Origin of the sequence: Sphingomonas sp. VDB2, from assembly GCF_047946695.1 — a bacterium.
In the GTDB taxonomy this organism is placed as follows: domain Bacteria; phylum Pseudomonadota; class Alphaproteobacteria; order Sphingomonadales; family Sphingomonadaceae; genus Sphingobium; species Sphingobium bisphenolicum.
Window position 1 is genome coordinate 407,879 of the sequence record NZ_CP159616.1, and the last position, 19,556, is coordinate 427,434.

Genomic DNA, 19,556 nt, shown 5'->3' on the forward strand with positions numbered 1-19,556 from the left:
ATGGCCTTTCATGGCTGTTCGTCGAGGGAGAAGATGCGGGTCGTTTCGGTCCATTTCGCGCCGGGCACGGCCCAGGGAAGCGGGCGCTGGACGCCGTCCATCTGCGCTTCCCAGGCCTGCACCGCCGGATCGGCCGCATCCGCCGCCGCCTTGGCCGCCGGGTCGAAACCGGGGCCGGTTTCCATCAGCATGACCAGCCGGTTGCCGCTGCGATAGATGTCCATCGCGATCACGTCCGCCGTCCGGATGCTCGCCCCGATCGCGGGCGGCAGCGCGCCGGCGGCGTGCCATGCTTCATAGCTGGCGATGGCGTCGGCCTCGTCGGCCAGGTCGATCAGCAGGACATGCCGCATCAGTTGACCCAGCCGCCGTCGATCACATGCACCGCGCCGGTTGTGAAGGACGCTTCGTCGCTCGCGAGATACAGCACCAGCGCCGCGATCTCCTCTGCCCGGCCGAGACGGCCCATCGGCTGGCGCGCTGCGAACGCGGCCTGCGCAGCGGCATAGTCGCCCGTATCGTGCAGGCGTTGTTGCAGCGAGGGCGTATCGATCGTGCCGGGGCAGATGCAGTTGCAGCGCACCCCCTGCCCCACGAAATCGGCGGCCACCGCCTTGGTCAGGCCGATCACCCCCGCCTTGCTCGCGCCATAGGCGAAGCGGTTTGGGATGCCCTTCACCGAACTGGCGATGGAGGCCATGTTGACGATCGATCCCGCGCCCTTCTCGACCATGCCGGGCAGGAAGGCCCGGATCGTGTGATACATGGCGGTCATGTTGAGCGAGAGGGCGAAGTCCCAATCTTCCTGCGGACATTCCAGGATGTTCCCGGCATGGACCACCCCCGCGACATTGGCGAGGATGTCGATCGGGCCGACCTCCGCCGCCAGCGCCCGCACCGCAGCCCCGTCGGTCGCGTCGAGCCTGCGCAATTCGCAGCCGTCCAGCCCCTCCAGCGCATCACGGTCCCGGTCGGTCGCGATCACGCGCGCGCCCTCCGCCACGAAGCGCTGCGCACTCGCCCGGCCGATGCCGCGCGCCGCCGCCGTGATCAGCGCGACCTTGCCTTCCAGACGCCCGCTCATGCGCGCGCCTTCGTGGGGAGACAGTCGGGGCCGATGGGATCGAAAGCCTTGTAGGTCAAAATAAACTCCTGATGGCCAAGGGATTCGGAAACACTGCGCTCACCCGCCGCGACGGCCAATAGCTTGTCGTAGATTTCCGTGCCGACTTGCTCCAGCGTCGCTTCGCCTTCCAGGATGCGCCCGGCATTGACGTCCATGTCGGCCGCCAGCCGGCGGCCGGTATCCGGGTTCGCGCAAATCTTGATGACCGGCGAAATGGCCGATCCGACCACCGATCCGCGCCCAGTCGTAAACAAAGTCAGATGCGCGCCGCAGGCGATCAGCTCGACGATCTCCGCATTGTCGGAGATATTGGGGAAGCCGAAGCGCGGTTCGCCGTCAGGCACCACGTCGAGCAGATAGAGGCCGCCCGTCGGCGGCACATCGCCCGGCTTCAATATACCGTCGATGGTCGAGGCGCCGGATTTGGAATAGGCGCCCATCGACTTTTCCTCCTGCGTCGTCAGGCCGCCCTCCGCGTTGCCGGGCGCGAAGCTGCCGAACCCCATGATGGTGTAGTAGCGTTCGGCCTTGTGCACGCACTCTTCGATCGCGGTCGCCAGTTCGGGCGTGCGGGCGCGGTCGGCCATGATCTTTTCGCATCCGACCAGTTCGCCCGTCTCCTCGAAGATACAGGCCGCGCCGTCCGCCACCAACCGGTCGAAAGCGCGGCCGACCGCCGGATTGGCAGTGATGCCGCTGGTTCCGTCCGATCCGCCGCAGATGGTGCCGACGATCAGTTCCTCGACGCCCATCGGCCCGCGCGGGACGTCGGCGATGGCGGCGCGCACGCGCGCCACCGCCTCGACGCCCGCCGCGATCGTCGCCGCCGTGCCGCCCGTCTCCTGGATCACCAGCAGTTCGGCGGGCCGTCCGCTCGCCCGCGCCACCGCCAGCAGCCGCTCGCGATTGAAACTCTCGCACCCCAGCGACACGATCACGAGGCCGCCGACATTGGGATGGGTGGCGATCGCCTCCATCACCTTGGCGGCATAGGCGTTGGGATAGCAGCCGGGAAAGCCGATCAGTTGCACATCGGCATCGTCCGTCCTGTCCACGATCCGCCGCGCGACATGATGTGCGCATTCCACCAGATAGGCGACCGCGACGACATTGCGGATGCCCTTGCGCCCATCCTGCCGGAGCCAGGCCTGGATCATGCCCCCTGCTCCAGCGCGGTGCGCGTATGGCTGCTGATATAGTCGCTCTTCATATTGTGCATATGTATCCAGTCGCCGGTCGCGGCATCGGCGGTCATCGACCCGATCGGCGCACCATATTTGATGATCTTGTCCCCGGCGCGGAGCGGCGCGCGGGCGATCTTGTGCCCGATGGATATCCCCTCGCGCGCGGGGATCGTGCCGCCCGAAACGGGGAGAATGTCACCTGCGTCGATCGGACGGACACAGATCAGGACATTGTCGTCGGGGTGCAACAGAATCAGGCGCGCATCGTCCTGCAACATGGAAGCATCTTTCAGGGCGGCATCGAGCGCAGGCCAGAGCGCGTGGGGCAGGGGCGCCGAGCGGCGGGTCATGCTGTCGGCGACTTGATCCGGCCCGACCAGGCCGGGGATGACGCTGACGACCGCAGGATGGCGGAGCGGAAATTGCAGGGCGGCAGCGGGCAGCGCTACGTCGAAGGCGACGCAGGCGTCCGACAGGCGCTGCGCCCTGCCGACGATGTCGGCACTGGGAGCAGTATAGTCGAAATGCAACGGGCCGCCGAGGTCGCGCGCCAATATGCCGCTATTATAGGGGCCACCGACGATCACTTGCACGCCCAGTTCGGCGCAGCGCGCCAGCAACCGTTCCGCGCTGCGGTCCAGCAGCGTGTAGCGCCCGGCGAGCAGGATCATGTCCAGCGCGACATGGTCGAGCAGTTCGTCGCAGATCGCGACTTCATTGACGCCGATGCCGATCGCGCCGATCGCGCCCGCTTCGCGCAGGTCGCACATCGCCCGATAGCCGCCGTCGAGAAAGGCGCGCAGGTGGCGGTCATGATCGTCGCCATGGGTCGCCCGGCCGAGATCATGGGCGAGCAGCAGGTCGATCCGATCGCGGCGCAGGCGCGCGCAACTCCCTTCGAAGGATCGCAGTACCGCGTCACGACCATAGTCGAAGACTGGTTCGAACGGATCGGCATCGACGAAACCGTGGCGTTCGCCCCGCGCGTCGGTCGGTATGAGCAGGCGCCCGACTTTGGTCGACACCGCCGCTTCGTCCGCCGGGTCGCGTTCCGCCAGCATCGCGCCCAACCGCCGTTCGGCCAGGCCGAAACCATAATGGGGCGCCGTGTCATAATAGCGGATGCCCGCATCCCAGGCGGCGTCGAGCGTGGCCCGCGCCTCCGCCTCGCTCACGGCGCGATAGAGATTGCCGATCGGCGCGGTGCCCATGCCCAAATCGGGGATCATGCCCCCCCCTCCCGCCGCGCCGCCCACGCATAGAGCCCGACGACCGCGAAGCAGAGCGCGGGCACGAGCATCGCCGTGCGGATCGTCCCGGTCAGGTCGGACAGCAGCCCCATCGCCATCGTCAGCACCGCGCCGCCGATGATCGCCATCACGATCATCGACGCGCCCGCCTTGGTCAGCGGTCCGAGGCCGCGCAGCGACAGGACGAAGATGGTGGGGTACAGGATCGACATGAAGAAGCTGGTCGCCACCAGAGCGGCAAGACCGACCACGCCCCCCGTCACCGCCACCAGCGACAGGACGATATTGATCCCCGCGAACAACGCCATCAGTCGCGCGCCATCGAACCGCGACAGCAAGGCCGCGCCGATGAAACGCCCGACCATGAACAGCGCCAGCGACAAAGTGAGCAGCCAGGCCGCCTTTTGCGCGCCGATGCCCGGCACGACGCTTTCCGCATAGCGGATCAGGTAGCTCCAGATGCCGACCTGCGCGCCGACATAGAAGAATTGCGCTGCCACCCCCGCCAGATAGCGCGGCCGCCGCAACAGCGCGCCATAGCCCGCGAAGATCGGGCCGGTCGTCGCTTCCGCCTGCGTGGCGGCACGGGGAAAGCGCGTGAAGGCGAGCGCCGCCGCCCAGCCCAGCACCACCAGCGCGATGCCGAGATAGGGTAGCTGCACCGCCGCGGCGCCTGCAGCGCCCCGCCGGGGGGCGTCGGACAGGATCAGGGTCGCGCCCAGCGCCACGCCGGTGATCGATCCCAGCGGATTGAAGGCCTGCGCCAGATTGAGCCGCTGCGCCGCCCCCTCCGCCGGCCCCATCACCGCGACCATCGGATTGGCGGCGGTTTCGAGGAAGGCCAGGCCACTCGCAATCACGAACAGCGCGAAGAGGAAGAAGCCGTAGCTGAGCTGTGTCGACGCTGGCAGGAACAGCAGCGCGCCGCCGCCGAACAGCAGCAGCCCCAAAATGACCGTCGCCTTGTAACCCAGCCGTTCGGCCGCCAGCGCGGCGGGAATCGCGAAACAGAAATAGCCCAGATAGAAAGCCGACTGAACCAGCCCCGACTGAAAATCCGACAGCGAAAAGACATGCCGGAAATGGGCGATCAGCACATCGTTGAGGTTGTTCGCCACCCCCCACAGGAAGAAGAGGCCCGTGGTCAGCACCATCGCAGTCCGGCTGCTCCGTCCGGACCTGCTCCGTTCAGTGCCGGCTCCCTGCCTATGCATCAGGCCATCCTCTCTCTTGTCCAAAATGGCAGACCGGCCGCATCGCGGTCCGGTCTGCCAGGGGAGGGACGCTAGAAACGCCCGTACGCCGGATCAATAGGTGATGCGGGCGGTGATGCTGATGCGACGGTCGTTGAGCACAGAGGACTGCGGACGGCTGGGGATGCCGTAATAGGTCTTGTTCTCGGTGTCGGTCAGGTTCACGCCATCGACGGTCAGCGCGAAATTCTCGTTGACCGTATAGGTGAGCGATGCATCGACCTGACCGCGCGCGGCGTTGAAGATCGGCAGATTGCCGCTGCCGTTGCCGCGCGTCGTCACGACATATTTGCTGCGCCAATTATAGGCGACGCGCGCCGAGAGCGGTCCCTTGTCGTAGAAGCCGACCAGATTATAGCTATATTTGGACAGCTGCTCCAACGGCACGAATAGCTGGTTGCCTTCATTGTCGAACGCATTGGGACTGGGCGCCTTGCTGTCGACATAGGTGAAGTTGGCCTGCACGCCGAAGCCCGACCAGAAGCCCGGCAGGAAGTCGAAGAAGGTATTGCCGCCGATTTCAGCGCCCTTGATCTTGCCATTGTCGCCATTGACAGGACGCGTCACATCGACGTTGAAATTGCCATGGCCCAGGTCGAACGTCTCGGTGTTGGTCACATTGGCGATGAACCCGTCCACCTTCTTGTAAAAGAGCGCGCCATAGAGCGAACCCGTTCGCGAGAAATACCATTCGAGCGAAGCGTCGAACTGCTTGGCTTCCAGCGGCCGCAGATCGGCATTGCCCGACGATGCCGTGCGCAGGCCCGATCCCGCATTGAACTCCACGATATTGATGTTCGGATTGAGTTGCGAGAAATCGGGCCGCGTCAGCCCCTTCGACGCGGCCAGGCGCAGTTGCAGCTGGTCGCTCAGGTGGAAACGCAGGTTCAGGCTGGGCAGCGCGCGGGTATATTCGGAATCGCGGCCGATCGGCACGAAGCTGATTGGGCCGTTGCCCGGAATGACGTTGCCATTGGCGTCCTCGGCCTGCGGCGTCTGGACGGAAAAGCCGCTCGTCGACACCTTGGTCTTGACCACGCGAACGCCGATATTGCCGTCGATCCGCACCGGCAGATCGTCAAAGCCGAACTTGACCAGACCATAAGCGGTATAGGTCTTCTCGCCCTGCGTATTGCGGTCGCTCGGCTGATAGCCGACGCCCTTGAGCAGCGCCGCCGGATCGCCGGTATAAGGTGCAAGCGCCGCGCGGGTGGCGTCATAGTCCAGCACGAGGTCACGATTGACGAACACTGCGCCATCGGGAACGCCCTGAAAGCCGCGATACAGGTCGCCGCGGAACTTACGCACTTCCAGCAGGCTCGACGGCAGGCTGCTCAGACCATAATAATTATAGGTGCTGCTGTCGGTGACGGCGGAACGATCCGTATAACGCAGGCCGAATTTGAGCGACCGCAGAACGCTGTTGTCGAACCTATATTCTGCGTCCACGCGACCGGCATATTCGGTACCGACCGAATGCTCGATATGATCGAGATAGCCCGCGCCGCTGGCATAGTTGGCCGGGTCGGTGACGAGGCCGTTGCCGTTGGTCGGGTCGTTGTCGGGCGAGATGATCATCGTCGGCACGCCATTGCCGACTTCCTGATAGAGGCGTTCGGCCGTCGAAGAGAGGATGACGATCGAGCGCTGGCCGTCGGTCACGCCCTTGATATATTGGAAGTCGCCCGTGACGCTCAGCCGGTCGGTCGGCTTCCATTTGGCGTTGAAGGAATAGTCACTGGTCACCGAATGGCGGGTTTCCAGGCTGGTATTCGCATTGATCGGCAGGTTAACGAAGGTGCCGCTGCGGAAATTGCCCTGATCGTCGAAGGTGAAGGGCGCACTATAGTCCGGCGTAATATCGCTGTCGCCGGTATAGGCGAAGAAGCTGTAGTCGCCATAGCGGAACTTATAGTCCGACCGAACATATTCGGCGGTCAGTTCCAGCGTGTCGCTGGGGCGCCACTGGACGGCGGCGTCGATGCCCAGGCGGCGGCGGTCGCCCAGATACTGGCCGATGCCCACGCCATGGGGCAGATAGGTTTCCTTGCCGGTGCGGCCCAGACCTGCGAGGGTTGCCGCATCGGCGGTGTCGGCGGGATCGAGGCGATAGAAGGGCTGACTGCTGATCTGGTCCTGACGGAAGGCGGTCTTCTGATAGCCGACATCGACCATCACGCCGATTTCGCCAAGGCTTGTGTCCCAGCGATCCGACAGGAGCAGGTTCGCCTGCGGCTTCGACTTGCCGTACAGGTCGTAATAATTGACGCTCGCGCTGGCCGAGGCCTTGAAGCCATCGAAATCGAACGGCTTGCGGGTCCGCAGGTTAATGAGGCCGCCGATGCCGCCCTCGATCAGGTCGGCCGACGGGTTCTTGTAGACGTCGATGCCGGACAACAGTTCGGAGGGCACATCCTCCAGGCTGAGCGTGCGACCGCCATTGGCGGTGAACACGTCGCGACCGTTGATCTCGGTCCGGACCTGACTGAGGCCGCGGATCGCGACCGATGTGCCTTCGCCATAGCTGCGCTGGATCTGGATGCCGGTGATGCGCTGCAGCGCTTCGGCGACGTTGCGGTCGGGCAGCTTGCCGATGTCTTCGGCCACGATCGAATCGACGATGACGTCGCTGTTGCGCTTGATCGTCTGGGCGCTGGACAGGCTGGCGCGCACGCCGGTGACGACGATGTCGCCCTCGCTCGCGGCGGGCTGCTGCGGGGCCTCCTGCGCGTGGAGGCTGCTCCCCAGCGCGATGCTGGCGATCGAAATGCCGGCCAGCAACGCGGCGCGACGCGGCATATGCGTGATCTTGGTCATGAAACCCCTTCCTCTCCCTTGGCCCCTGAACGGAGCGCTCACCTGATTCGCGGCTGAAAACGGCCGGAACATTTCCCTTTCATGTCTCCGTCCCCTCCTGGGAGCGGTAACAAGGCAAGGCTCCATTACTCCCACATTTAGAATTATGAAATATAAAAATTGATTTCATATGTGGACGGTGCTTAGAAGGAGGCACCTGCAAGGCGGCGCCAATAACCGGCAGCATGGGCGAGGGGAGGACTGGAATGACCGGGAAGTCGCGCTATCAGGCGCCCGCCCTGACCAAGGGGCTGGAAATATTGGAACTGCTCGCCGCCGCCAGCGATCCGCTCATCATGTCTGACATATCTGCCGCGCTGGGCCGCTCGGTCAGCGAGATATTCCGGATGCTGCAGGTTCTCGAAGAACATGGCTATATCGCCCGTGCCGAGGAAGGTTATCGCCTGACCAACCGGCTGTTCGCGCTGGGCATGAGCCAGCCGCCGATTCGCGACCTCGCTTCCACCGCCCTGCCGGTGATGCAGGATCTGGCGCGCAAGGCGGGGCAGAGCTGCCATCTGGCAGTCGCATCGGGCGCGGAAATGGTCGTCATCATTGCGATCGAGGCGCCCGGCCTGTCGGGCTTTGCCGTGCGCGTCGGCTATCGCCGGCCAATGCATCGCTCCAATTCCGGGCGTATCCTGCTCGCCTTCCAGCCGCCCGAAGCGCGAGCGGCGATGCTGGACGATATTCGCGCCGCCGGCGAGGCGCTGGACGAGGCCGAGCTGACCGAACGACTGGACGCGGCGGTGGCCAATGGCGGCGCGATTGCGCCCAGCCCGATGCTGACCGGCATCACCGACCTGTCCGCACCGATTCTGGCCGGCGGGGTCGCGCGCGCCGCGCTGACCATGCCGTTCGTCGACGGCGCGGCCAACCGGGCGACCGTGGAGGCGTGCAGCCAGCTAGTGCGCGATGCCGCCGCCGCGATCGGCAGCGCGATGTCGCCGATCATGCTGGTGCCGCCGCGCGGGACGGAGGGCGAACAATGACCGGAATGGACCGGCGTGCCGCCTTGCTGGCGGCGGCGGGACTGGCGGCGCTGCCAGGCCTGGCCAACGCCCAGACCAGCGCCAGCGACGAGGTGATCGACCTGTGGCCCGGCACGCCGCCGGGCGGGACCGGCGCGCGCATCGTCCGCAAGATCGAAGATCAGGCCAGGCCCGGTGGCGAACCGGACCGCTGGGTGACGGGCATGGATCGGCCGATGCTGGTCGTACGCCGCCCCGCCCGCCCCAATGGCGCGGCGATGCTGGTGCTGCCCGGCGGCGGCTATGGCTTCCTGTCCTACGACAATGAAGGCACCAGCCAGGCCAACTGGCTGAACGCGCGCGGCATCACCGCCTTCATCCTGCTCTATCGCCTGCCCGGCGAAGGTTGGGCGCGGCGTCAGGATGTGCCGTTGCAGGATGCGCAGCGGGCGATGCGGCTGATCCGCGCTGGAGCCGTCCAGCTCGGCGTCGCAAAGGACCGGATCGGCGTGCTTGGTTTTTCCGCCGGCGGGCATCTGGCCGGATCGCTGGCGACGCGTCATGGCGAGACGGTCTATGATCCCGTCGATGCGGCCGACCGGCAGGACGCCCGCCCCGACCTTGCCGCCCTGCTCTATCCCGTGGTGAGCCTCGCCGCGCCCTTCACCCACGGCGGATCGCGGGACAATCTGCTGGGGCCGGACGCGTCGGCAGCAATGCGCCGCGCCCGATCGGTAGAATTGCGCGTCGATGCCGCGACCCCGCCGCTCTTCCTGGTCCATGCGACCGATGACGGTTTGGTGCCCCCCGCCAACAGCATCGCCCTGTTCCAGGCGATGGAAGCCGCCAAGCGTCCGGTCGCGCTGCATATCTTCGAGGATGGCGGCCATGGCTTCGGCACCCGTCTGCCCCAGACGATGCAGGCGTCAGCCTGGCCCGCCTTGTTCGCGACCTTTGCCGCGAAGCACCGATTGATCCCGGCATGAAACGCCTGATCGCCCTGATGCTGGCGCTCAGCGCCGGCACCGCGCTGGCCATGCCCGTCGAGTATCACAGCGCGCCCGAACGGCGCATCGTGACGGAAAAGGATTGGGGGCCATGGCTCGGCCCGTTCCGCGCCACCCTGATGCCCAGCCTGATGCAGGATTTCGGCGAGCGCTATCTCTACGCGCCCGCCAATGCCGCCTTGCCCGCGCCTAAACCTGGCGAGCAGCGCGTGGTGTTTCTGGGCGATTCCATCACCGACCGCTGGAACCTTGCCGCGAGCTTCCCCGGCAAACCCTATGTCAACCGCGGCATCGGCAGCCAGGTGACGGCGCAGATGCTGCTGCGCTTCCATCAGGACGTCGTCGCGCTGAAGCCGGAGGTCGTCGTGATCCTCGCCGGCATCAATGACGTGCAGGGCTTCCTGCAACAGGAAACGCCCGAACAGATCGAAGCGAACTGGGAAGCCATGGCCGACCTGGCGCGCGCGCATGACATCAAGGTCGTGTTCGGATCGCTGCTGCCAGTGAATGATTATAGCGACGCTGCGAAAGATGTCGTCAGGGAGCGCAAGCCCGAAGAATTGCGCGCGCTCAACGCCTGGCTGCGCGGCTTCTGCACCCGGCGTGGACATGTCTATGCCGATTATGCGGCCGCCATGGTCGACGCCAAGGGCCTGATGGCCGCCGCCTTCACGCGGGACGGCGTCCATCCGCTCGACAATGGCTATGCCGTGATGACGCCGATCGCGCAGCGCGCCATCGACCGGGCATTGGCCGGACAATGAAAACGACACGATGAAAGGGAAGAGGATGCGGCATCTTATCGCCTTCTGCTGCGCGCTGGCGCTGACCGGCCCGGCCCTTGCCGTCAGCAAGGTGCCGGGCGATCCCCATGTCGATGATCCGGTCGGCATCGTCGCCAGCCCCTGCCCGGCCCATCCCAAACCGACCAGCGAGGCGGAATGGAAGATGTGGAACCTTCACATGCTGACCCGCGATTTCGGGCAGCTATGCCGTTATGCCGCCGACAACAAGGCGCTGGAAGGCAAGACGGTTCGCGCGGTGTTCATGGGCGACTCGATCACCGACAACTGGATCAACCTCGATCCGGAGATGTTCGCGGACGGGCTGGTCGATCGCGGCATCAGTGGCCAGACCACGGCGCAAATGCTGGTGCGCTTCCGCAACGATGTGATCGCGCTGAAACCGCAGGTCGTCCACATCATGGCGATGACCAACGACATTGCCGGCAATACGGGCGCAGCGACGATGGACACGGTGCTGGGCAATATTCAGACCATGGCCGAACTGGCCGATGCCCATGGGATCAAGGTCGTCCTCGCCTCCGTACCGCCCGCCGGCGCCTTCCCCTGGAGCCCGGGTCTGCAACCCGCACCGCAGATCGCCGCGATCAACAGGTGGCTGGCCGACTATGCCCGTAGCCGGGGTTTCACCTATGTCGATTATCATGCCGCCATGGCGCAGCCCGACGGCGCGATGAAGCCGGGCCTGTCCACCGACGGTGTGCATCCGACAGCGGAAGGCTATGCGATCATGCGCCCGCTGGCGCGGCAGGCGATCGACAAGGCGTTGAGGGCAATCCAATGACGATGCTGGGACGCCGGTCCTTCCTGGCGGGCACCGCTGCGCTTGGCCTTGCCCGCGCGGCGCGCGCTGCCAGCCCCATGGGCACGATGGGCGGGCCGGTGCAGGCCAGCTGGTCTTCGCTCGTTGCCCATTACCGCTATCCCGACTGGTTCCGCGACGCGAAGCTCGGCATGTGGTCGCACTGGGGGCCGCAATCGGTGCCGGCGCAGGGCGACTGGTATGGCCGCTTCCTATATATGCAGGGCCACCCGATGTATGAGCATCACCGCAAGACTTACGGCCATCCGTCGGTCGCGGGGATGAAGGACATCCAGAATCTCTGGACCGCCGACAAATGGGAACCCGACGCACTGATGGCCCGCTATCAGAAGGCCGGCGCCAAATATTTCATGGCGCTCGCCTGCCATCACGACAATCTGGACTGCTACGACAGCCGCTATCATGCCTGGAACAGCCTGCGCGTCGGGCCGAAGAAGGACATCGTCGGCATTTGGGAAAAGGCCGCGCGCAAGGCCGGCATGAAGTTCGGCGTGTCCAACCATGCCGCCCATGCCTGGCACTGGTATCAGCCCGCTTATGGCTATGACCCCGTCGGCCCGAAAAAGGGTGTGCGCTACGATGCTTATACGCTGCGCAAGGCCGATGGCGTCGACAAATGGTGGGACGGCCTAGACCCGCAGGAACTTTATACCGGCGGCCATGCCGTGCTGCCCGACGGCATCGACACGATCGAGGCGATGGACAAATGGCACGACGTCCATAACGGCCAGTGGATCGAGACCGGGCCGAAGGACGATCCGGCCTATGTCACTCGCTGGCTGCTGCGCCAGACCGATCTGGTTGCGAAATATAAGCCCGACATGGTCTATATGGACGATCATGAACTGCCTTTCGGCCCGGTGGGGCTGGAAGCAGCGGCGGACTATTATAACCGGTCGATCGACTGGCACGGCAACATCGACGTGGTGCTGACCGGCAAGCAGCTCAAGCCCTAGGCGCGCTTCGGCATGGTGCAGGATGTGGAGCGCGGCTTCACCGACCATCTATGGGACGAACCCTGGCAGACCGACACCTGCATCGGCGACTGGTTCTACAATGAAGCGCGCCTGCACGACAAAAGCTACAAGAGCGCGCAGGAAGTCATCCAGCGCCTCGCCGATGTCGTGTCGAAGAACGGCAATCTCATGCTCTCGATCCCGCAGCCCGGCGATGGCTCCATCGACAGCGAGACGGAGAAGGTGCTGGACGGCATGGCCGGATGGATGGAGCATGGCGGCGAGGCGATCTTCGGGTCGCGGCCCTGGCGTGTCTATGGCGAAGGGCCGACGCAACTGATCGCAGGGATGCAGAATGAGGAGAAGGCCAAGCCCTTCACCGCGCAGGACATCCGCTTCACCACCAACAAGGGGGCGCTCTATGCGCTGTTCCTGGGCCGGGCGCAGGGATCTACGACCATCCGCTCACTGGCGCGGGGTCACGTGGACGGCACAATCAGCCAAGTGACACTGCTCGGCGGTGGTCCGGTCGCCTTCCGTCAGGATGGCGCGGGCCTCCATCTCACCATGCCGCATGGCGTCCATTTCGTGCCGGTCGTCCGCATCGACGGCCATGGCCTCGTTTGAAATACAGGGATTTACAGGGATGATCGCAAAGAGCTTCAAATGGATCGCACTGGGCGCATCCTGCCTCACCGCGCCGGCGCTGGCCGATCCGATGGCGCTGCTCGACCGCCATGGCAGCCGGGTGGCGGTCGAACCCTATGCGCCCAATATCGTGCGCGTGACGATCGCGATGGACCCCGACCTTGCATCGGCCGCGCCGGGCGAAGGCCCCAATGCGAAGGCGGATGCTTCAGGCTGGACCCATCGCACCGATGCGAGCGGCGATGTCTTCGCCTCTGCCGCCCTGACGTTGACGATCGATGCCAAGCCATGGCCCAAGGCGCCCACGCAGATGGAGCGCTATTTCGCGCCTGCCCTGCCCCCGGTCAGCCTGTCGGTGAAGGATGCCGGCGGCAATATCCTCACCAGGATGACCGGCTGGGAAATGGCGCCGGTGACGGTCAATGGCGAGAAGACCTTCAAGGTCGGCGCCAGCTTCGACGCGCCGCTGGACGAGCATTATTACGGCCTGGGCCAGAATCAGGAAGGCTATATGGATCTGCGCGGCAAGCAGATCGACTGTTCGCACAGCTATGACGCCCCGGCCGGCGAAACGGTCTGCGTGCCCTTCCTCGTCACCAACAAGGGCTATGGCATCGTCTGGGACAATCCGGCGCGCACGCTGGTATGGCCGGGCCTGCACAGCACGACCCGCTTCCAGAGCCAGGTCGGCGAGCGCGTCTCCTTCTTCGTCATCACCGGCAAGACCACCGACGAACTCTATGCCGGCTATGCCAGGCTGACCGGCGCGACGCCGCTGCCGCCCAAGGCCGGTTTCGGCCTGATCCAGAGCAAGGCGCGCTATGAGAGCCAGCAGGAACTGCTCGACATCGCCAATGGCTATCGCCAGCGCAATCTGCCGCTCGATATCATGGTGCTCGACTGGTTCTACTGGACCCGGATGGGCCAGCTCGACATCGACCGCAGCTATTTCCCCGATCCCAAGGGGATGAACGACCAGTTGAACGCCATGGGGATGCGGTCGATCATCAGTGTCTGGCCACGGTTCGAGCGCGAGGGCCGCTATTTCGAGCTTCTCAAGGCCAAGAACTGGTTCCTCCACGACAAGGACGGCAACCCCATCGACGGCCTGCCGATGCGGTCCGACCGGGCCGGTGCGCTGATCGACAGCACCAATCCGCAGGCGCGGACATGGTTCTGGGGCAAGATTCGCGACAATATCGCATCACAGGGGTTCGACTGGTTCTGGCTGGACGAGACGGAACCGGACCTGATCCCCGACGGCTATGAATATTCGATCGGATCGGGCGACCGCTATCACAACCTGTTCCCGCTGGTGCACACCACGGGTGTCGCCGAAGGATCGGAGCGCGACCGCCCCAATTTCCGCAACATGATCCTGGCGCGCGCCGCCTATCTGGGGTCGCAGCGCAATGGCGGCCTGTTCTGGTCGTCGGACGTCAAGTCGACCTGGGAAGCGCTGGAGCGGCAGGTGCCCGCCGGCCTCAACTTCACCGCGTCGGGCCTGGCCTATTGGGGCAGCGACATTGGCGGCTGGCAGTGGCCGAGCGGCCCCAAGGCGGAAAAGCCGATTCTGGTCGATCCGGCCGGCGCGACGGCGATGGGCGCGGACTATCCCGACTATCCCGAACTGTTCGTCCGCTGGTTCCAGTATAGCGTCTTCACGCCGACGCTGCGCATCCATGGCCAGCGCCCCGGCACGGCGCTGTGGGAATATGGCAAGGCGGCCGAACCGATCCTGGCCGACTGGCTGCGCCTGCGCTACACGCTGATGCCCTATATCTATGCGCTGGGCCGCCACACCTTTGACACCGGCGCGCCGTTCATGCGCGGCCTGTTCATGGACTTCCCGAACGATCCCAAGGTGTCGGACATCGGCGACCAATATATGTTCGGCCCCGCCTTCCTGGTCGCCCCGGTGACCAAGCAGGGCCAGACCAAGCGCCCGGTCTATCTGCCGGCCGGCACCGCCTGGTATGACTACTGGACCAACCAGAAGTTCGAGGGCGGCCAGACGATCGACGTGGATACCCCGATCAATCGCATCCCCCTGTTCGTGAAGGCCGGGTCGATCGTGCCGATGGGCGTGCAGGTGAAGAGCACGGCGGAGAAACAGGCGCTGGAAAACATCCGCGTCTATCCCGGCGCCGATGCCCGCTTCACCCTCTATGACGATGACGGCACGACCAATGATTATCGCAAGGGCGGGATGAAGGCCGAGCTGGTCTGGGACGACAAGACAAAGACGCTGACGAGCAAGACGAAGCTGCCCAGCGGACAGGCCATCAGCGGCCTGGTGCAGATCGTCGGTCAATAAGGAGACAAGAAGACATGACGGGTATCAACCGCCGCCAACTGGGCATGGGGCTTGGCGCCGCCGCGCTGGGTGCGGGCCTTGCCGGCTCGACAGGCGCCCATGCGCAGGCCGCCGCCGCTGGCGCGCCGCAGGGCAGCCTCGCCTTCCCCCCCGACTTCCTGTGGGGCTGCGCCACAGCCGCCTACCAGATCGAAGGCGCCGTGAACGCCGACGGCCGGGGCCAGACCAACTGGGATGTGTTTTCCCATACCCCCGGCAAGGTCGCCAATGGCGACACCGGCGACATCGCCTGCGACAGCTATAACCGCTATCAGGACGATATCGCCCTGTTGAAGGCTTTGGGCGTCAAGGCCTATCGCTTCTCGATCGCCTGGTCGCGCATCTTCCCCAATGGCCGGGGCAAGCCCAATGCCAAGGGGCTGGACTATTATAACCGGCTGGTCGACGGGCTGCTGGCGGCGGGCATCACCCCGCATGTCACCATGTTCCATTGGGATCTGCCCCATGCCCTGCCGGGCGGCTGGCAGAATCGCGACACCAGCTACGCCTTCGCCGACTATGCCGGCTACACCGCCGGCAAGCTGGGCGACCGCGTCAATCACTTCATGACGCTCAACGAACTGCGCTGCTTCACGGACCTCAGCTACATGACCGGCGGCAAGGCGCCGGGCCTGAAGCTGCCGATGAAGGAGGTCAATCAGGTGCGCCACCATGGCGTGCTGGCCCATGGCCTGGGCGTGCAGGCGATCCGTGCCGCGACCAAATCGGGCACGCAGGTCGGCATTGCCGACAATCCCAACATCTATGTCCCCGCGATCGAGACGCCCGAACATATCGAGGCGGTGAAGAAGGCCGTGCGCGAGGAAAACGCCATGTTCCTCACCGCGATCATGGAAGGCCGCTATATCGACAGCTATCTGACCGCGCAGGGCAAGGATGCGCCGGTGGTCAAGGAAGGCGACATGAAGCTGATCGGCGCGCCGCTCGATTTCCTGTCGGTCAATGTCTACACCGGCAACACCGTCCGCGCCGACGAGACTGCGCCGTCGGGCTACAAGATATTGCCGCATCCGGGTCAGGCGCCGCGCATGCCCTCCCCCTGGCTCTATGTCACGCCGGAGGTCATCTATTGGGGGATGCGCGCCATAGCCGAGAACTGGAAGCCCAAGGGCCTCTATATCTCCGAAAATGGCTGCTCGGCGGACGACAAGGTGGCCGACGACGGCAAGGTCTATGACACCGACCGCGTCATGTATCTGCGCAATTACCTGACCCACCTTCAGCGCGCGACCCGCGAGGGCATTCCGGTGAAGGGCTATTTCGTCTGGAGCCTGATGGACAATTTCGAGTGGGAGGATGGCTATACCAAGCTGTTCGGCATCCACCATGTCGACTTCAAGACCCAGAAGCGCACGCCCAAGCTGTCCGCCGACTGGTATCGCGAACTGGTGCGCACCAACAGGCTGGTGTGACGGGACACGGGGCGGTCCCGATGGGCCGCCCCATTCCCAATTCAGCGTTTCGCGCCGATCTCCACCTGCGTTTCGCCCAAGCCTTCGGCGCGGGCGCGCAGGATGATCCGGCCGGGCCGATCCGCCTTCACGATCGCCAGCGCCAGGCCGTTGAAGGCGGCGCGATTCGCCGACGGGAAAGCGGTCAGGTCAGTCGGGTCGCCATTGTCGGTCGCGACGATCTCCCCCGGCCCCTCGATCGAGAAGGCGATCTTCTGCCTGGCCGCAGGGACGACATGGCCGTCCTTGTCCAGGACCTTCAGCGTCACGAAGCTGAGGTCGCGGCCATCATCGGCGATGGTCGACCGGTCGGCGGTCAGCGACAGTTTCGCCGCCTCGCCCACGGTGCGGACGATCTCGGTCGCCCAGGGCTTGCCGTCCTTCCAGGTGACGACCTTCACTTCGCCCGGTGCATAGACGACATAGTCCCAGCGGAAGCGATATTCATAGTCGCGCTTCTTGATCTTGCCCTGCGACTGGCCGTTGACGAACAGTTCCGCCTCGTCCGCGGAAGAGAAGACATGGACCGGCGTGATCTGGCCGACGCGATCCGGCCAGGTCCAGTGCGGCAGGATATGGGCGAATTTCAGGTCCGGCCTCCAGCGCGCCTGATAGAGCCAGAAGCGGTCCTTGGGGAAACCGGCGAGGTCGACGATGCCCGAATAGCTGCTGCGCGATGTGTAATAGGGCGTCGGTTCGCCCAGATAGTCAAAGCCCGTCCAGACGAACTCACCCGCGACATAGGGATTCTGGTCGTCCGCCGCCCAGACGCGGTCGGGCGAAGAGCCGAAATCGGCCGCGTGCAGTTCATAGGCCGACACCTGATGCGTGTCGGGATTGCCGCCAGACCATGGCCGTACCGGACCGCTGATCGCGCCCGCAACCGGGAACATATATTCGCCCCGGCTGGACAGCGCCGACGCGCTTTCGGTGGACAGGATGACCTTGTCGGGGAATTTGGCGCGGAAGGCGGGATATTGGCCGATGATGCCGCGAATACCTGCACCCTGATAGTTGAGGCTGATGACGTCGACCGTGGTGGGCAGCAGCATATCCGCCTTGGCGAAGTTCATCGCTCCTGTCGCCAGCCGCGTCGGGTCTTCCTCATGCGCGATGGCGACCAGTTCGCGCCCGATCTTCGCGCCGGCTTCGCCATCATATTGTTCGCCGACCTCGTTGCCGACGCTCCACAGGATGATCGAGGGATGGTTGCGGTCGCGACGCAACATCGACCGCAGGTCCGCCTCATGCCAGTCGGGGAAGATCAGGTGGAAGTCGTGTGGCGTTTTCTTCTTTTCCCAGCTGTCGAATATTTCGTCCATGACGAGGAAGCCCATCTGGTCGGTGAGTTCCAGCAGTTCGGGCGCGGGCGGATTATGGCTCATGCGCACGGCGTTGGCGCCCATGTCGCGCAGGATTTCAAGCTGACGCTGGGCCGCGCGACGATTGAAGGCCGCGCCGATCGCGCCCAGATCATGATGATTGTTGACGCCGCGCAGCGGAATGTGCTCGCCATTGACGATCACGCCCTTGTCGGGATCGAACCGGATGTCGCGCACGCCGAAGCGGGTTTCGTAGGTGTCGATCGTCTTGCCGCCCTGGCGCACGGTGGAGATGGCGACATAGCGGTTTGGCTGTTGTGTCGGCGGCGGCCCCCAGAGGCGGGGGTTGGTCAGGATCGTGCTGCCGTTCAGCACCGCCTTGGCGCCGGGCGCGATGCTGGTGGACTGGCGCGGGATGCTGGCGACCGGGCGGCCGGTGCGCTTGCCGTTGGTGTCGAGCGCGTAGAGCGCGGTCGCGACTTCGACCTGCGCCACTTTGTCGCCGTCATTGTCGAGGGTCAGGCTGAGGTCGATGGTCGCCTGTGCCTTGCTCACCTGCGGGGTGCGGACCGTGCCGCCCCACTGGCCGACATGGACCTTGTTCGCGGTGGTCAGGTAGATGTCGCGATAGAGGCCGCCACCTGGATACCAGCGCGCCGAAGCCTGCGGATTGTCGAGCCGGATGGCGAGCTGGTTCCTGCTCCCCGGCACCGCATAGGGGGTCAGGTCAAGGCGGAAGCTGTTATAGCCATAAGGCCAGCCGCCGACGAGCTTCCCGTTCAGCCAGACGGTGGCGTAGGACATCGCCCCTTCGACATCCAGGAAGATCGACTGGCCCCTGTCGCTCGCCGGAATGTCGAGCGTCTTGCGATACCAGCCGATGCCCCAGCTGGGCAGGCGGCCCATGCCGCCATAGGGGCCGTCCTTGATGAAGGGACCGGCGATCGCCCAGTCGTGCGGCAGATCCACCTTGGTCCATGCGCTGTCGTCGAAACCAGCCTGCACATAGGGCAGGTCGCCACCGGGATTGCCCGCCGGGCGGACATGATGTTTGGCCTGGTCCTTGATGAAGGGATTGGCGCTGGGGAGTATCCAGGGCTTCAATATCTGCGCGCCGCCGCCGTCCACCTTCACGGCTTCGTCAGGACGGGTATCGGCCAGCTTGCCGTCGCCCGCATCGTCGATCGGCGGGCGCACGTCATAGCGCAGGTCGGTGGTGATGCCGACAGGGTCGCCCTTGATAAAGCGCCAGTCGCGGCTGATCGATACGCTGTCCGCGGCCAACGCGGAGGAGGCACCGCCCGCCACGCCCAGCGCGGCCAATGCCGTCATGGCCAGCGCCTGTCGCTTCACGGAACGTCCTCGCGACAACGAGATGGACAGTTGCACCATTTTCTCTCTCCCGACCTTCCGCAATCTGGTAGCGTTATCATTACTCTGAGCGATAGAATGGCCCTTGGCAAGAGTGGAAGTCGTGATCGCCACGGCTTCCCAGTCGCCGATCGCCATTCTAGAGTTGGTGTAACGAT

Annotated in this window: 12 protein-coding genes and 2 pseudogenes; 7 read left to right on the top strand and 7 right to left on the bottom strand. The window is 64.9% G+C overall.

Annotation, left to right across the window (positions count from 1 at the left end):
- Positions 1-8: 8 nt before the first annotated feature.
- From ABT375_RS20330 to ABT375_RS20355, 6 genes and pseudogenes are all read right to left on the bottom strand, one after another.
- Positions 9-353 (bottom strand): L-rhamnose mutarotase, encoded by a 345-nt coding sequence (locus tag ABT375_RS20330; RefSeq protein ID WP_416465850.1) that lies wholly within the window; start codon positions 351-353, stop codon positions 9-11.
- A complete protein-coding gene (locus ABT375_RS20335) occupies positions 353-1,084 on the bottom strand; it encodes an SDR family oxidoreductase (protein WP_224546940.1) in 732 nt (243 codons plus the stop codon). The genes ABT375_RS20330 and ABT375_RS20335 overlap by 1 nt, the downstream gene beginning before the upstream one ends.
- Positions 1,081-2,283, bottom strand: coding sequence for a UxaA family hydrolase (locus ABT375_RS20340; protein WP_416465852.1), 1,203 nt, complete (start codon positions 2,281-2,283; stop codon positions 1,081-1,083). The genes ABT375_RS20335 and ABT375_RS20340 overlap by 4 nt, the downstream gene beginning before the upstream one ends.
- 314 nt (positions 2,284-2,597) lie before the next feature.
- Positions 2,598-3,539 (bottom strand): annotated as a pseudogene (locus tag ABT375_RS20345) (aldo/keto reductase); the annotation flags it as partial.
- Positions 3,536-4,714 (bottom strand): L-fucose:H+ symporter permease, encoded by a 1,179-nt coding sequence (fucP, locus tag ABT375_RS20350; protein WP_416465854.1) that lies wholly within the window; start codon positions 4,712-4,714, stop codon positions 3,536-3,538. The gene fucP and the pseudogene ABT375_RS20345, both read right to left, overlap by 4 nt.
- Before the next feature lie 153 nt (positions 4,715-4,867).
- The gene (locus ABT375_RS20355) at positions 4,868-7,630 is read right to left on the bottom strand and encodes a TonB-dependent receptor (RefSeq protein ID WP_416465856.1); all 2,763 of its coding nucleotides are present in this window, start codon (positions 7,628-7,630) and stop codon (positions 4,868-4,870) included.
- 245 nt (positions 7,631-7,875) lie between these two features.
- Here ABT375_RS20355 and ABT375_RS20360 point away from each other — a divergent pair, with 245 nt between their 5' ends.
- From ABT375_RS20360 to ABT375_RS20390, 7 genes and pseudogenes are all read left to right on the top strand, one after another.
- Positions 7,876-8,661 carry an IclR family transcriptional regulator gene (locus ABT375_RS20360; protein ID WP_416465858.1) on the top strand — a complete coding sequence of 262 codons (786 nt, stop codon included), beginning with the start codon at positions 7,876-7,878 and terminating at the stop codon, positions 8,659-8,661.
- Entirely contained in the window at positions 8,658-9,626 is a 969-nt protein-coding gene (locus ABT375_RS20365) for an alpha/beta hydrolase (protein WP_416465860.1), read from the top strand. Before ABT375_RS20360 ends, ABT375_RS20365 begins: the two co-directional genes overlap by 4 nt.
- A complete protein-coding gene (locus tag ABT375_RS20370; RefSeq protein WP_416465862.1) occupies positions 9,623-10,411 on the top strand; it encodes a GDSL-type esterase/lipase family protein in 789 nt (262 codons plus the stop codon). The genes ABT375_RS20365 and ABT375_RS20370 overlap by 4 nt, the downstream gene beginning before the upstream one ends.
- A 25-nt stretch (positions 10,412-10,436) precedes the next feature.
- Entirely contained in the window at positions 10,437-11,234 is a 798-nt protein-coding gene (locus ABT375_RS20375) for an SGNH/GDSL hydrolase family protein (RefSeq protein ID WP_261937362.1), read from the top strand.
- Positions 11,231-12,856: pseudogene (locus ABT375_RS20380) on the top strand (alpha-L-fucosidase). The gene ABT375_RS20375 and the pseudogene ABT375_RS20380 overlap by 4 nt, the downstream one beginning before the upstream one ends.
- A gap of 19 nt (positions 12,857-12,875) precedes the next feature.
- On the top strand, positions 12,876-15,194 hold the full coding sequence (locus tag ABT375_RS20385; RefSeq protein WP_416465864.1) for a TIM-barrel domain-containing protein: 2,319 nt from the start codon (positions 12,876-12,878) through the stop codon (positions 15,192-15,194).
- 14 nt (positions 15,195-15,208) lie between these two features.
- Positions 15,209-16,666, top strand: a complete 1,458-nt coding sequence (locus tag ABT375_RS20390) for a GH1 family beta-glucosidase (RefSeq protein ID WP_416464964.1) — start codon at positions 15,209-15,211, stop codon at positions 16,664-16,666.
- Between the two features lie 41 nt (positions 16,667-16,707).
- On the opposite strand, the gene galB is transcribed toward ABT375_RS20390, so the two are convergent.
- On the bottom strand, positions 16,708-19,359 hold the full coding sequence (gene galB / locus ABT375_RS20395; RefSeq protein WP_416465883.1) for a beta-galactosidase GalB: 2,652 nt from the start codon (positions 19,357-19,359) through the stop codon (positions 16,708-16,710).
- Positions 19,360-19,556: the final 197 nt, after the last annotated feature.